General features: G+C 64.0%; 13 protein-coding genes. 3 read left to right on the forward strand and 10 right to left on the reverse strand.

Annotated features, from left to right (window positions below; all coding sequences use genetic code 11):
* Positions 1 to 83: 83 nt before the first annotated feature.
* Together ACNFBR_RS19635 and ACNFBR_RS19640 are read right to left on the reverse strand one after the other, a co-directional pair.
* Positions 84 to 671, reverse strand: coding sequence for a mechanosensitive ion channel domain-containing protein (locus ACNFBR_RS19635; protein ID WP_416736387.1), 588 nt, complete (start codon positions 669 to 671; stop codon positions 84 to 86).
* On the reverse strand, positions 671 to 2,581 hold the full coding sequence (locus ACNFBR_RS19640; RefSeq protein ID WP_416736388.1) for an ATP-binding cassette domain-containing protein: 1,911 nt from the start codon (positions 2,579 to 2,581) through the stop codon (positions 671 to 673). The genes ACNFBR_RS19635 and ACNFBR_RS19640 overlap by 1 nt, the downstream gene beginning before the upstream one ends.
* A gap of 50 nt (positions 2,582 to 2,631) precedes the next feature.
* Here ACNFBR_RS19640 and ACNFBR_RS19645 point away from each other — a divergent pair, with 50 nt between their 5' ends.
* Positions 2,632 to 3,114: a TIGR02444 family protein gene (locus ACNFBR_RS19645; protein WP_416736389.1), complete on the forward strand. Its 483-nt coding sequence runs from the start codon at positions 2,632 to 2,634 to the stop codon at positions 3,112 to 3,114.
* Here ACNFBR_RS19645 and ACNFBR_RS19650 read toward each other — a convergent pair.
* Entirely contained in the window at positions 3,090 to 4,118 is a 1,029-nt protein-coding gene (locus ACNFBR_RS19650) for an AlgP family protein (protein WP_416736390.1), read from the reverse strand. The genes ACNFBR_RS19645 and ACNFBR_RS19650 overlap by 25 nt on opposite strands.
* Before the next feature lie 178 nt (positions 4,119 to 4,296).
* Here ACNFBR_RS19650 and ACNFBR_RS19655 point away from each other — a divergent pair, with 178 nt between their 5' ends.
* Positions 4,297 to 4,935, forward strand: coding sequence for an FKBP-type peptidyl-prolyl cis-trans isomerase (locus ACNFBR_RS19655; protein ID WP_416736391.1), 639 nt, complete (start codon positions 4,297 to 4,299; stop codon positions 4,933 to 4,935).
* Positions 4,936 to 4,943: 8 nt separating this feature from the next.
* Here the strand turns inward: ACNFBR_RS19655 and rsd are convergent, their stop codons facing one another.
* From rsd to ACNFBR_RS19690, 7 genes are all read right to left on the reverse strand, one after another.
* Positions 4,944 to 5,414 (reverse strand): sigma D regulator, encoded by a 471-nt coding sequence (gene rsd, locus ACNFBR_RS19660; RefSeq protein ID WP_416736392.1) that lies wholly within the window; start codon positions 5,412 to 5,414, stop codon positions 4,944 to 4,946.
* Between the two features lie 231 nt (positions 5,415 to 5,645).
* The gene (locus ACNFBR_RS19665) at positions 5,646 to 6,152 is read right to left on the reverse strand and encodes a disulfide bond formation protein B (RefSeq protein WP_416736393.1); all 507 of its coding nucleotides are present in this window, start codon (positions 6,150 to 6,152) and stop codon (positions 5,646 to 5,648) included.
* 222 nt (positions 6,153 to 6,374) lie between these two features.
* Positions 6,375 to 7,613, reverse strand: coding sequence for a heme biosynthesis protein HemY (locus tag ACNFBR_RS19670; protein ID WP_416736394.1), 1,239 nt, complete (start codon positions 7,611 to 7,613; stop codon positions 6,375 to 6,377).
* Positions 7,610 to 8,710 carry a uroporphyrinogen-III C-methyltransferase gene (locus ACNFBR_RS19675; RefSeq protein ID WP_416736395.1) on the reverse strand — a complete coding sequence of 367 codons (1,101 nt, stop codon included), beginning with the start codon at positions 8,708 to 8,710 and terminating at the stop codon, positions 7,610 to 7,612. Before ACNFBR_RS19675 ends, ACNFBR_RS19670 begins: the two co-directional genes overlap by 4 nt.
* A 45-nt stretch (positions 8,711 to 8,755) precedes the next feature.
* Positions 8,756 to 9,523: a uroporphyrinogen-III synthase gene (locus ACNFBR_RS19680; RefSeq protein ID WP_416736396.1), complete on the reverse strand. Its 768-nt coding sequence runs from the start codon at positions 9,521 to 9,523 to the stop codon at positions 8,756 to 8,758.
* Positions 9,520 to 10,461, reverse strand: coding sequence for a hydroxymethylbilane synthase (gene hemC, locus ACNFBR_RS19685; RefSeq protein WP_416736397.1), 942 nt, complete (start codon positions 10,459 to 10,461; stop codon positions 9,520 to 9,522). Before hemC ends, ACNFBR_RS19680 begins: the two co-directional genes overlap by 4 nt.
* 99 nt (positions 10,462 to 10,560) lie before the next feature.
* Positions 10,561 to 11,304 (reverse strand): LytR/AlgR family response regulator transcription factor, encoded by a 744-nt coding sequence (locus tag ACNFBR_RS19690; RefSeq protein ID WP_416736398.1) that lies wholly within the window; start codon positions 11,302 to 11,304, stop codon positions 10,561 to 10,563.
* A gap of 296 nt (positions 11,305 to 11,600) precedes the next feature.
* Here ACNFBR_RS19690 and argH point away from each other — a divergent pair, with 296 nt between their 5' ends.
* On the forward strand, positions 11,601 to 12,995 hold the full coding sequence (gene argH, locus ACNFBR_RS19695) for an argininosuccinate lyase (protein WP_416736399.1): 1,395 nt from the start codon (positions 11,601 to 11,603) through the stop codon (positions 12,993 to 12,995).
* Positions 12,996 to 13,008: the final 13 nt, after the last annotated feature.

Genomic DNA, 13,008 nt, shown 5'->3' on the forward strand with positions numbered 1-13,008 from the left:
AATAACCAGTGATTTCTGTCGCCTGTGAAGGCCTTTTCGCTGTAGGAGCAGCCTTGTGCTGCGAAGAGGCCGGCACAGGCAAATCAGTCACCTTCTACCGGCACCTCTTTGTGCATGGCCTGCACCTCGGCCCCACGCCAGCGCCGTACCGACTTCTGGAAGAACTGGCTGTTCGGCACCTGTACCAGCGCCCCACCGGCCTCGGGCATTTCCAGCAAGGTGGTGAACAGCAGGTTGATCGCGATCACCCGGCCTTTCACCCCCGGCTTGTCCAGGGTGTCGACCAGCTCGACCACGTCGCCGATGCGAAACGGCCCAACCGTGAAAATCAGCACCGCGCACAGCAGATTGGACAGCACGCTCCACATGGCGAAGAAGGCCACCGCCGCCACCGCGACGAAGCCGGAAAGTGCTGTCCACAACACGGTTGCCGAAACACCCAGGCGCTCCAGCACGAACAACAGCGCGCTGCCCATGATCAACCAACGCAGGCCACCGCGCACGGGTACCAGCAGCTCCGGCGGCAACGGGTAACGCTGGCCCAGGCGGCTCAACCCGCGAGCAACGATGCGCTGCAGGACGAAGGCCGCCACCAGGATCAACAGAATCTGCAAGCCCAGCCAGAAGGTGTCCATCCATTGCCCTGGCAGCAGCGACCGCAGTTCTTCCATCAAGACAACGCCTCGAGCTCGGCCTGCATGCTTTCAAGCGTTTCCAGCGCTTCCATCCAGGCTTCTTCCAGCTCGCCTTCGCGTTGCTTGAGCTTGGTCTGGCGCGCCAGCAGGTCGCGCAACTCGTCCTTGCGCGCCGCGTCGTACAGGCCACCATCACCCAGCGCGGTCTCGATCTCGGCCAGTTGCGTGTGCACCTGGTTGAGCTCGGTTTCCAGCTTGTCGGCGGCCTTCTTGTGCGGTGCCAGTTGCTGGCGCAAGGCTGCGGCGGCCTGGCGCTGGGCTTTCTTGTCGGTCTTGTCCGGGTTGGCCGGGGTAGTACTGGCCGGCGCGCTGCGCTGGCGGTACTCGACCAGCCAGCGGCTGTAGTCGTCCAGGTCACCGTCGAAGGTCTCGACCTTGCCATCGGCCACCAACAGGAAGTCGTCGGTGGTGCTCTTGAGCAAATGACGGTCGTGCGATACCACCACCACAGCACCGGCAAACTCCTGCAAGGCCATGGTCAGCGCCAGGCGCATTTCCAGGTCGAGGTGGTTGGTCGGTTCGTCGAGCAGCAACAGGTTTGGCCGCTCCCAGGCGATCAGCGCCAACGCCAGCCGGGCTTTTTCACCACCGGAGAAGTTCACCACCGGCTCGTCGCAGCGGGCGCCATGGAAATCGAAGCCGCCGAGGAAGTCGCGCAGGGTCTGCTCACGCTCGGTGGGGGCAATGCGCTGCAGGTGCAGCAGCGGGCTGGCCTTGTCGTCCAGCGAGTCCAGCTGGTGCTGGGCGAAGTAGCCTACAGCCAGGTTTTCGCCACGTACCAGGCGGCCCGACAAGGGCTCCAGCTCACCGGCGAGGTTCTTGATGAGGGTCGACTTGCCGGCGCCGTTGGGCCCGAGCAAACCAATACGCGCGCCCGGGGTGAGCTGCAACTTGACCTTGTCGAGGATGGCGGTGTCGCCGTAACCCAGACGGCCTTCGGACAGGCTCAGCAACGGGCTGGAAATCTTCTGCGACTCACGGAAGACGAAGTCGAACGGCGAATCGACATGCGCCGCCGACAGCTCTTCCATGCGCTCCAGGGCCTTGATCCGGCTTTGCGCCTGACGGGCCTTGGTGGCCTGGGCCTTGAAGCGGGCGATGTACTTTTCCATGTGCGCGCGCTGCGCCTGTTGCTTCTCGTAGGCCTGTTGCTGCTGCGCCAGGCGTTCGGCACGGGTGCGCTCGAAGGCGGTGTAGCCGCCCTTGTACAGGTTCAGCTTGCGCTGCTCGACATGCAGCACATGGTCGACCACGGCATCGAGGAAGTCACGGTCGTGGGAGATCAGCAACAGCGTGCCGGGGTAGCCCTTGAGCCAGTCTTCCAACCACAGGATGGCGTCCAGGTCGAGGTGGTTGGTAGGTTCGTCGAGCAACAGCAGGTCGGACGGGCACATCAGCGCCTGGGCCAGGTTCAGGCGCATCCGCCAGCCACCCGAGAAGTCGCCGACGCGGCGGTCCATCTGCTCGTTGGTGAAGCCCAGGCCGGCCAGCAGCTTGCGTGCACGGGCGTCGGCGGTGTAGCCGTCGGCGCTTTCCAGCTCGCTGTGCAGGCGCGCAAGGGCGGTACCGTCGTGAGCCTGCTCGGCCGCAGCCAGTTCGGCTTGGACCTTGCGCAGGCGCACATCGCCGTCGAGCACATAGTCCACAGCCAGGCGGTCGAGGGTGTCGACCTCCTGGCGCATGTGGGCGATGCGCCAGTCACCAGGCAGTTGGCAGTCACCGGCATCGGGCGAAAGCTCACCGCGCAGCAAGGCGAACAGGCTGGATTTTCCGGCGCCGTTGGCGCCGATCAGGCCGGCCTTGTGACCGGCGTGCAGGGTCATCTCGGCGCCTTCTAGCAAGCGCTGCGGACCACGCTGTAAAGTGAGGTTGGATAGTCTGATCATGATGGTCGCGGAGTCTACCAGCTTCCTCGGCCCATAGCGCGAGTGGAACCATGCACACCGACCTGTGGAATTACGCCCTGGCCCTGTATGCCAGGCCCGGCGTGGAAGCCGCCTGCCTTGAGCTGCAGGCGCAGGGTGGGGATGTCTGCCTGCTGCTGTGCGCAACCTGGCTGCAGGCGCGTGGCGTGGCCGTGCTGGACGAGCGCGCGCAAGCGCTGCACGACCTTGCCGGGCCCTGGCAGCGTGAAGTGGTCGCCCCGCTACGCAGCCTGCGCCGGCAATGGCGGGCAGCAGCGTCGAGCGATGCGCAACTGGCGGCGTTGCGTGAACAAGTGAAGGGGTTGGAGTTGCAGGCAGAAAAAGCGTTGCTGGAGCGCTTGCAGGAACGCTCGCGACAGTGGCCCGCGGACTCTCATGAGCCCACGGGAGACTGGCTGGTCCGGCTGACGCCGGCCCCTACCCGACACCACGACGCGCTGAATCAGTTGCGCGTCGCGGCGGCGGCGCTTCAGGACGCCGAAGACGGAGCCTGAGCCGGGGTGCTGGCGGGTGCCGACGCTGCTGCCGAAGTGGCTGGGGTCGCCGAGTTGGTTGCGGCGGCCGAGGTGCTGGCGGCTGGCGTAGCGGGTTTGGCTTCGGCAGGCTTGCTGGCAACAGGTTTGGCGGCAGGTTTGGCGGCCGTACGTGCTGGCGCCTTGGCGGCAGCAGGCTTGGCTGCAGCTGTCGCTTTGGCAGCTGGCTTGGCCGCAGGTTTGGCAGCAGCCGTCGCTTTGGCGGCTGGCTTGGCCGCAGGTTTAGCAGCAGCCGTCGCTTTGGCGGCTGGCTTGGCCGCAGGCTTGGCAGCAGCCGTCGCTTTGGCGGCTGGCTTGGCCGCAGGTTTGGTAGCAGCCGTCGCTTTGGCGGCTGGCTTGGCCGCAGGTTTGGCAGCAGCTGTCGCTTTGGCGGCTGGCTTGGCCGCAGGTTTGGCAGCAGCTGTCGCTTTGGCGGCTGGCTTGGCCGCAGGCTTGGCAGCAGTTGTCGCTTTGGCGGCTGGCTTGGCTGCAGGCCTGGCAGCAGCCGTCGCTTTGGCGGCTGGCTTGGCCGCAGGCTTGGCAGCAGCTGTCGCTTTGGCGGCTGGCTTGGCCGCAGGTTTGGACGCACGCAGATCAAGCGCCTTGGCTGCAGCTTCGCGAACCTTGCCTACACCTTGGGCCAGTTTGAGGCTGTCCTGGGCATCACGCTTGAGTTGCTGAATATAAGCGCGAGTCTGGGTTTGACGTTCCTTGAGGGAGTCGAGCAACTGTTCAAGTTCGCCGATGGCTTTTTGCGCCTTGGTTTGCGCCTTGGCTTTGCCTGCCTTGGCGGCGTCTTGCAGTTTCAGGCGACCGTTGTGCAGTTTTTCCTGCGCCTTGCCACGCTGTTTTTCCAACTTGGCCAGCAGTTTTTCCGCATCAGCCAGCGCTTGCGAGCAGGCTTCTTCCAAATGTTCGAGCAAGCTGCCCGAAAGTTGCTGGAGCAGGTGTAACGGCGTACTTACTGGCTTCTTTTTGGCCGACATGGTTTACCTCCTGGCTGACGAGATTGCGGCTCATACTATGCTTCTGCTGCTACCGCCGCTAGGGCATGTTGACCGTAATATTTACGCCGCGTTGCATGCCTGGGCAAAGTTGTTATCTTGCAGCTGCGTGAAAGTGTAGTTGCTGAATTAATCATTGCTGATCTTTGGGAGTCAGGCATTGCCTCGATACTTTGTTTTAGGTTTATGCCTGCTGGCACCCATCGCCTTGGCCAATAGCGACGACCATGACTTGGCCTACAGCCTGGGCGCCAGCCTGGGTGAGCGGCTGCGTCAGGAGATGCCGGGCTTGCAACTGGATGCACTGGTCGAAGGCCTGAAGCAGTCCTATCAGGGGCAACCGCTGAAGCTCGACAAGGCACGCATGCAGGCAGTGCTGCAGCAGCATGAAGCGCAGGAAGGTGATGCCGCCACGCAAAAGCTGCAGGCCGCCGAAACGCGCTTCATGGCCAACGAGCGTGGTGGTTACGGGGTACATGAACTACCGGAAGGCGTGCTCTACAGCGAACTGCAAGCAGGCACTGGGGCGCAGCCGAAAGCGGGCGGCAAAGTGCAGGTGCGCTATGTAGGCAGGCTGCCGGACGGCTCCGTGTTCGACCAGAACCAGACACCCCAATGGTTCAGCCTGGACTCGGTCATCGAAGGGTGGCAGGTGGCTTTGCCGCAGATGCACGTGGGTGCCAAATGGCGCCTGGTGATTCCTTCAGCACAGGCTTATGGCGCCGAGGGGGCGGGTGACTTGATTGCACCCTACACACCCCTGGTGTTCGAGATCGAACTGCTGGCGGTTGGCGACTGAGCCAACCTTCAGGCCTGCACCGCGCCTTCTTCCTTGTGCGCGTTGTGCAGCACTTCGATCAGGCAGTCTTCCAGTTCGAAGCGCTCATGCAACAGCCCGCCCAACTTGGCCAGTTTCTCGGCAAAGCGTTCGGTGTCCTTGCACTCACCCTTGGCGCAGTGGTCATTGAAAGCCAACGCGATCTGCGTACTGTCGTTGATCCGTGGGTTGATGTCTTCGGCTAGCTTCAAGGCCTTCTCGTCTCCGAAAGCCTTGGCCTCGCTGACCAGTTGCTCGCAGACTTCGAAGTGCCACGCCGACACGTAGTCGACCAGGAGCGCGCAAAAATCCCCGTTGGTGTCCTTGTCGGCGAAGGCTGGCTTCACATCGCGCAGGGCGCGGAAAGCCTGCACCAGCTCCTGGCGCTCCTCCAGCCAACGGTCGATCAGCTTGTGAACCCCACCCCAGCGTTCCTGGGCGTTCTGACAACTATCGAGCATGGCGATCTCTTCCCTTCTGGGTAGATGCCGCTGCACCTCGCACCACGACCGCGCAGCACAAAGGTGACATCAGCAGGACGGCATCGAGCAGTTGTGTTTTCGGTATGCGTGCTGGGAGATTATTCCCGCGCGTGCTGGCCTTCAAGGTACGCAGCACATAAAGTTCATACAAGTGTTTAATACCCTGTTATAGCGCCATTGGTCGCGCTAATGGCGCAACCTTGCGCCAGGTCATGTTCTTGACAGGGTGCGGAAACGATACGCCAGCAGACAGCTCAAGGGCAGCGTCGCCAACAGCAGGAAGGCCAACAGGCTCCACTCCGGCAGTGTCAGGTCGAGAAAGCTCCAGGTAAGCGCGCTGCAATCCGGGCCACCGAGCAACAATTGCCGTGCCGCCTCGCCCCAGGATTGCTCGAATACCCGCCCGATCGGCACCGGGCAAACATGGATACCCCCTTCAGCGCCCTGCAACCAGACATGCCGTGCTGCCAGCAACGCGCCGGCCAGCGAGCAGCCCAGCGCCACCCGCGCATAACGCAGGGTACCCCGTGTGCCTGGCGCCTGCAGCACGGCTGCGAGGCACAGCAGCGCGTACACGCCAAGCAGCGATCGCTGGCTGAAGCACAATGGGCATGGCACCAGCCCGACGATGTTTTCCAGGCGCAAAGACGCAAACAGTACCGCCAGTGCGGCCAGGCAGGCAGGGAGGAAAAAGGTGCGCATACGGGCCGGCAGCATGGGCGGTGAAGATCCCGGGTGAAAAGTGGTGACTTGAAACGGTAGAGGAAAGACAGGCTTTGTTTCAAGGCACGACAGCAACGACAAGTCGCTGAATCGTGTGGGAAATTTCTAAAGATGCGGCGGGAAGTGCCGGAAGAAATGAACTGCAGGTCTAACAGGCAGCAATAGATAAATTACCCGCCCCCAAAGCCCGCACCCAGGCGCGGGCCTTGGGGTGGGTCAGGCGCGTACGCCTTCAGGCAAAGGCAACGCCAGCAGACGCTCGTCCAGCAGGCCAAGGCCCTCCTGGAACAGCTGGTTGCTGCGCTCGGTCTCCCCCAGCCCTGCGAGCAGGCGGGCCAGTTCGGCACAGGCTTCGGGGTTGCGTTCCATGCGCAGGCTGCTTTCCAGGTAGTCACGCGCCTTGCCCCACAGACGGTTCTGCAGGCTCAGCCGGCCCAGGGTCAGCAACAGGCTGGCGTCTTGCGGGTGAGCCTTGAGCCAACCTTCAGCGGTTTGCAACTGACGCGCCGGGTCATCGCCACGCACCAGGCCGTAAAGGCGGGCCAGGTGGCTTTCGTATTCACGCTTGAGGGCCGTGCGCAGCACTTGCTCGGCCTCGCTCTGGGCACCTACCTGGCGCAATTGCTCGGCGTAGGCCAGCACCAGTTGTGGCTCCTGGCGCTGGGCCGCGGTCAATTGCTGCCAGGCGCGCTCCAGGGCCTGACGTGCTGTTTGCGCGTCCTCGCCACGGGTGGTCGCCAAGCTCAGGTTCTGGCCCCAGGCACGCTGTTCCAGGGCGGCCAGCTCGGCGGCCGGCAGCACTTTGCCTTTGCGCAGGTCGGGCAGCAGGCGGATCAGTGCAGACCAGTCGCCGCGCTCCAGGTGCAAGCGTTGCAGCAGGCGCAGCACCTGGCTGTTGTGCGGGTGGCGTTCCTGCATGGCCAGCAGGGTTTCCAGGGCCCCGTCGGTTTCACCACGGTCCATCTGCAGTTGCGCATGGGTCAGAGCAATGGCCAGCTCCGCTTGCGGCTGGCGCTCCAGGGCACGCTCAAGCAGGTTGTCGCTGTCTTCGCTTCGGCCTTGCTCGTTGGCGGCACGTGCGGCACCGAGGTAGTACAACAGCGGTTGGCGCTCGGCCTCGGCGGCACGGTGCAAGTGGCGCTGGGCACTGGCCCAGCGACCCTCGGCGAGGTCGAGCTGGCCCTGTTCGATAGCCAGGCGAATGCGCCGACTGCGGTTACGCCGCGACCACGGGTTGACCACACCGCTGGAGGTCAGCACAAGGCCGACCAGGTAGCGTAGCAACCACAACAGCAGGACGATCGCCAGAACCCCGGCCAAGGCCGCCCATAACCCCGACTGATAGCGGAAGCCCGCATAGGAAATCAGCACATAGCCGCTGTGCTTGGCGACCGCGACGCCCAGCGCTGCAGCAACCACGATCGCCAGCACGGCCAGCAGGTAGACGCGCTTCATGGCTTGCCCCCTTCAGCCTCGGCCGGCAGGTGGCGCCGCTGAATGTAGGCCTGCACCGCCGCCAGGCTTTCGCTGAGGTCGGGGGTAACCACCGACACCGGCTGATCGGCCAGGGCATTCAGGCTGTCGAGCATGGCCTTGCTTTGCGGGTTGTCAGCGTTGAAGTTGGCCAGCAGTACGCTGCGGGCATCATCCAGCGCTTGGGTGTAGACCTTGGCGTCGCCATTGAGCGCCGCCCACTGGGCCTGCTCGATCGTCAGGCTCAGGGCCAGGCGCAGCTGGTTCAGTTGCTGCCCGGCCAGCAGCGGACGCACGTTTTCATCGGCGTTGAAGTCGATCTGGAAGTACTTGGAGATTTCCGCCCACCACTGCGACAGCCGACTGGCACCATCACCGTCAGCGGTCAGGGCGCCAAGCGCGTCGGCATCGCTATTGAACTCAGGCGACTGGGCGCTCAGTTGCTGTACCAACTCACGCTGAGCAGCCAGTTTCAGGAACAGGCCGGTACGGTCCGGTTGCTGAGTGCTGCCGAGCGTGGCCAGGCTACGTGCCAGTTGCTCGCGGGCGGCGAAGGCACCCGGGTCGCTCTGCTCGCGCAGGATCTCGTCGGCGCCTTCGACCAAGGCCTTGGCACTGGTAATGTCCTGCAACGCCGAAAGGCGCAAGGTAGCCAGGCGCAAGAGGTGCTCGGCTTCGGCCAGGCGCCACTCTTTGCGGCTTTCTCCCAGTATGGTTTCCAGGCGCTGGCTGAGGCGCTGCTGGTCGCCCTGCAATTGCGCCACCAGGCGCCGGCGGTCTTCCAGCTCACTGGCCGCAGGCAAGCTGGCCAGTTGCGCGCTGATCTGCTGTTCGCGCTGTTGCAGGGCCTCGGCGCGCTGGTTCAGCGCCTCGATGTGCTGGCCCTGGTTGAACTCGCTGCCTTGCAGTTGACGCACCTGCCAGACACCCCAGCCACCTACCGCCACCCCAGCCGCGCCAAGCAGCAAGGCCAGCGCTGCCAGGCCACTGCCGGAGCGCTTGGCAGGTGGGGCGGTAACGGGGTCCGCTGGCGCCTGTGCCGACGGCTGATCGTTATTGGACAAGACAGTCTCGCTCACGTATCCATCCTTTGCATGGGGGCGCATCGCGTACAGCTTAGCGCCTTAAGAGGCAGGTGCAGCGCTACGCTGCACGGCTGCCAGCAAGGCCGTGGCACTGGCGCCACGGCAATCCACAACCTGTTGGGCCCCTGCGGCCCTGGCCTGCTCGGCGACTCGCGGGCTTGGCACGAACAGTGGCAAGCGGGCCAGCTGCGGCCAATCCGCGCCGGCCATTTGCTGCAAATGTTCCAAACCCTGCCCACTGCTGACCACCAGGCCATTGAGGCGTTCCGCTTCGATGCGGCGCATCAGCGTACCCGCCGGGTAAGCCGGCAGGTAGCGACGATACAGTTCCAGATAATCGACACTAGCACCTTGCTCTGCAAGACGCTCTGCCAGCAGTTCGCGACCTCCGACGCCGCGAACGATCAACACACGCGGTGCCGGCACGGCAACTGCCTGGCGCAGGGCCGGCAGCGCCAGCAAGGCCTCGCTGTCGTCACCACGCGGCGGAGCGCTGACCTCCAGCCCAGCACCTTGCAGTACCGCAGCGGTTGCCTCGCCCACCGTGAACCAGCCTTGCCGTGGTGGCTGGAAGCCGGCCTGGGCCAGTTGCTCAAGCAGCAACCGAGCAGCCGGTTTGCTGACCACGATGATCGCCTGGAAGTCGTGCAGGCCTTCCAGTAACAGGCGCTGCGGGGGCTGCAAGATAACGGGTTCGATCGCCAGCAGTGGCAGGCAACTGCTGCCCACACCCGCTTGCGCCAGGCTTTGCGCCAATGCCGCGCAATCCTCGGCAGGCCGGGTCAGCAACAGGCGCCATTGGCTCACGGGTGGCCGGCCTCGCCGTAGACTTCCTTGAGGATCGCCTCGGCGCCCTGGCCCAAAAGGTCTTCAGCCACCTGTACGCCAAGGGTTTCGGCAGCGGCACGAGGGGCACGAGCATCCGCCACCAGCAGCGTTCCGCCACTAGGCTGGCCGACCAGGCCACGCAGCCACAGCTGGTCACCTTCAAGCACCGCGTAGCAGGCGATCGGCACCTGGCAGCCGCCGTTCAGGCGCTTGTTCAGCGCGCGCTCGGCCACCACCCGGTCGGCGGTGTCGGCATGGTGCAGTGGCGCCAGCAGGGCATGGATCTCGACATCGGCGCTGCGGCATTCGATGCCCACTGCACCTTGGCCGCCAGCCGGCAGGCTGTCATCGACGCTGATGGTGGAGGTGATGCGGTCTTCGAAGCCCAGGCGGATCAGGCCAGCGGCGGCGAGGATGATGGCGTCGTACTCGCCGGCATCGAGCTTGGCCAGGCGGGTGTTGACGTTGCCACGCAGGAAGCGGATTTGCAGGTCTGGCCGGCGCGCCAGCAACTGGGCCTGGCGGCGCAGGCTGGAGGTACCGACGATGCTGCCGGCGGGCAGCGCATCAAGGCTGGCGAAGTGGTTGGAAACGAAGGCATCGCGCGGGTCTTCGCGCTCGCAGATGCAGTACAGGCCCAGGCCTTCGGGGAAGTCCATGGGCACGTCCTTCATCGAATGCACCGCGATGTCGGCTTCGTTGTCCAGCAGGGCGGTTTCCAGTTCCTTGACGAACAGGCCCTTGCCGCCGATTTTCGCCAGCGGCGCGTCGAGCAGCTTGTCACCACGGCTGACCATGGGCACCAGGGTCACCAGCAGACCAGGGTGGGCCTGCTCAAGGCGGGCTTTGACGTATTCGGCCTGCCACAGGGCCAAGGCACTTTTACGGGTGGCAATGCGGATTTCGCGAGTGGACATGGAACGCCCCGATCCAGAGAAATGCCACCGATGATAACAGCATCGCCGGCATCGCTTGCAGATGTGGATCATTGGGGCTGCTGCGCAGCCCCAGAGACGTCAGAGGGTCTGCATCATCTTGCGCACGCCGGCCACATGCCGGCGGCTGACGGTCAGGGCATCGCCATCCAGGCCCTTCAGGTACAGCTGAAAGTGCCCCAGCGGGGTGCGCTGCAGGCGTTCGATGCGCTCGCGGGCGACCAGTGCATTGCGGTGGATACGCACGAAACGCTCGCCAAACTCGTCTTCCAGGGCTTTGAGCGGCTCGTCGAGCAGCACTTCCCCGGCCTCGTGGCGCAACGTCACGTACTTGTGGTCGGCAATGAAATAGATCACCTGGGGTAAAGGGATCAGCTCGATACCTTTACGTGTGCGGGCGCTGATGTGGCTGCGTGGGCCGCCACCTTCATTGGCTGGCCGGGTCAGCGCCGCCAACTGGGCGCGGTTGGGCTTTTCGGCCTTGCGCAAGGCATCGCGCAACGCCTGGGCCTGAATAGGCTTGGTCACATGGCTGAGGGTACTGTCCTTGAATGCCTCAGCACCGTATTCATCGTCCCCGGTGCAAAACACCACCGCCGGCGGCGCCTCGCGTTCGCACAGGCGAGCGGCAACCTGCAGGCCATCCAGGCCTGGCATGCCGATGTCCAGCAGGACCACATCGGGCTTGAGGCTTTCGATCAGCGCCAGAGCCTCCTCGCCGTTGGTGGCGCTGGGCTCCAGCACGGTATAACCCTCCAGTTCGCCGAGTAGCCGGCTGAGGCGTTCACGGCCTTGGGGTTCGTCATCAACGATCAGGACATTCATAATTGCGCTGGATTCCTGAATGAGTCTCGCACAGGTATAGCGTAGACAGGTGTGGTTCGAGCGACACTGCGGTCACGCTCTAGACCGGTGCGATGGCCAAAGATTCACTCGGCCGGCAGATTCACTGCCAGTCCTCTGTCCAACTGTAGACGGTCCGTGGAACACTGCCGTTCATTCCTTAAAATCCTTCTCTGTCATTTTCCGGGCATTTCTCGCGACCGGCGCCCTGCGGCAGCCGGCCCAACCCTGCTATCATCGGCGGCACTTTTTCGTTCACGCCTGCAATGAGTGAATCCATGAGCACCGACAAGACCAATCAGTCCTGGGGCGGCCGCTTCAGTGAGCCCGTCGACGCCTTCGTCGCCCGTTTCACCGCCTCGGTAGATTTCGACAAGCGCCTGTACCGCCACGACATCATGGGTTCGATCGCCCATGCCACCATGCTGGCGCAGGTCGGCGTGCTCAGCGATGCCGAGCGCGACACCATCATCGATGGCCTGAAAACCATCCAGGGCGAGATCGAAGCCGGTAACTTCGACTGGCGCGTCGACCTCGAAGACGTGCACATGAATATCGAAGCACGCCTGACTGATCGCATTGGCATCACCGGCAAGAAGCTGCACACCGGCCGTAGCCGCAACGACCAGGTAGCCACCGACATCCGCCTGTGGCTGCGCGACGAAATCGACCTGATCCTGGCCGAAATCACCCGCCTGCAGCAGGGTCTGCTGGAGCAGGCCGAGCGTGAAGCCGAAACCATCATGCCCGGTTTCACCCACCTGCAGACGGCGCAGCCGGTCACCTTTGGCCACCACCTGCTGGCCTGGTTCGAAATGCTCAGCCGCGACTACGAGCGCCTGGTCGACTGCCGCAAGCGCACCAACCGCATGCCGCTGGGCAGCGCCGCGCTGGCTGGCACCACCTACCCGATCGACCGCGAGCTGACCTGCAAGCTGCTGGGCTTCGAAGCCGTGGCCGGCAACTCGCTGGACGGCGTGTCGGACCGTGACTTCGCCATCGAATTCTGCGCTGCCGCCAGCGTGGCGATGATGCACCTGTCGCGCTTCTCCGAAGAGCTGGTGCTGTGGACCAGCGCGCAGTTCCAGTTCATCGACCTGCCGGACCGCTTCTGCACCGGCAGCTCGATCATGCCGCAGAAAAAGAACCCGGACGTGCCAGAGCTGGTACGTGGCAAGAGCGGCCGCGTGTTTGGTGCCCTAACCGGCCTGCTGACCCTGATGAAAGGCCAGCCGCTGGCCTACAACAAGGACAACCAGGAAGACAAAGAGCCGCTGTTCGACGCCGCCGATACCCTGCGCGACTCGCTGCGTGCCTTTGCCGACATGATCCCGGCGATCAAGCCCAAGCACGCCATCATGCGTGAAGCGGCCCTGCGCGGCTTCTCCACCGCTACCGACCTGGCCGACTACCTGGTTCGCCGTGGCCTGCCCTTCCGTGACTGCCACGAGATCGTTGGCCACGCGGTGAAATATGGTGTGGATACTGGCAAGGACCTGGCTGAGATGAGCCTGGACGAACTGCGCCAGTTCAGCGACCAGATCGAGCAGGACGTGTTTGCCGTGCTGACCCTGGAAGGTTCGGTGAATGCCCGTGACCACATTGGTGGTACGGCACCGGCGCAGGTGCGTGCAGCAGTAGTTCGCGGCAAAGCACTGCTGGCTGGCCGCTAAACATCCTGCTGGT

It is taken from the genome of Pseudomonas sp. NY11955 (assembly GCF_048068035.1).
GTDB lineage: Bacteria > Pseudomonadota > Gammaproteobacteria > Pseudomonadales > Pseudomonadaceae > Aquipseudomonas.

Bases quoted from the DNA above. Each gene is read 5' to 3' on its own strand.
- ACNFBR_RS19635 (WP_416736387.1), bottom strand. From the start codon at position 671: ATGGAAGAACTGCGGTCGCTGCTGCCAGGGCAATGGATGGACACCTTC.
- ACNFBR_RS19640 (WP_416736388.1), bottom strand. From the start codon at position 2,581: ATGATCAGACTATCCAACCTCACTTTACAGCGTGGTCCGCAGCGCTTG.
- ACNFBR_RS19645 (WP_416736389.1), top strand. From the start codon at position 2,632: ATGCACACCGACCTGTGGAATTACGCCCTGGCCCTGTATGCCAGGCCC.
- ACNFBR_RS19650 (WP_416736390.1), bottom strand. From the start codon at position 4,118: ATGTCGGCCAAAAAGAAGCCAGTAAGTACGCCGTTACACCTGCTCCAG.
- rsd (WP_416736392.1), bottom strand. From the start codon at position 5,414: ATGCTCGATAGTTGTCAGAACGCCCAGGAACGCTGGGGTGGGGTTCAC.
- ACNFBR_RS19665 (WP_416736393.1), bottom strand. From the start codon at position 6,152: ATGCTGCCGGCCCGTATGCGCACCTTTTTCCTCCCTGCCTGCCTGGCC.
- ACNFBR_RS19670 (WP_416736394.1), bottom strand. From the start codon at position 7,613: ATGAAGCGCGTCTACCTGCTGGCCGTGCTGGCGATCGTGGTTGCTGCA.
- hemC (WP_416736397.1), bottom strand. From the start codon at position 10,461: ATGTCCACTCGCGAAATCCGCATTGCCACCCGTAAAAGTGCCTTGGCC.
- ACNFBR_RS19690 (WP_416736398.1), bottom strand. From the start codon at position 11,304: ATGAATGTCCTGATCGTTGATGACGAACCCCAAGGCCGTGAACGCCTC.
- argH (WP_416736399.1), top strand. From the start codon at position 11,601: ATGAGCACCGACAAGACCAATCAGTCCTGGGGCGGCCGCTTCAGTGAG.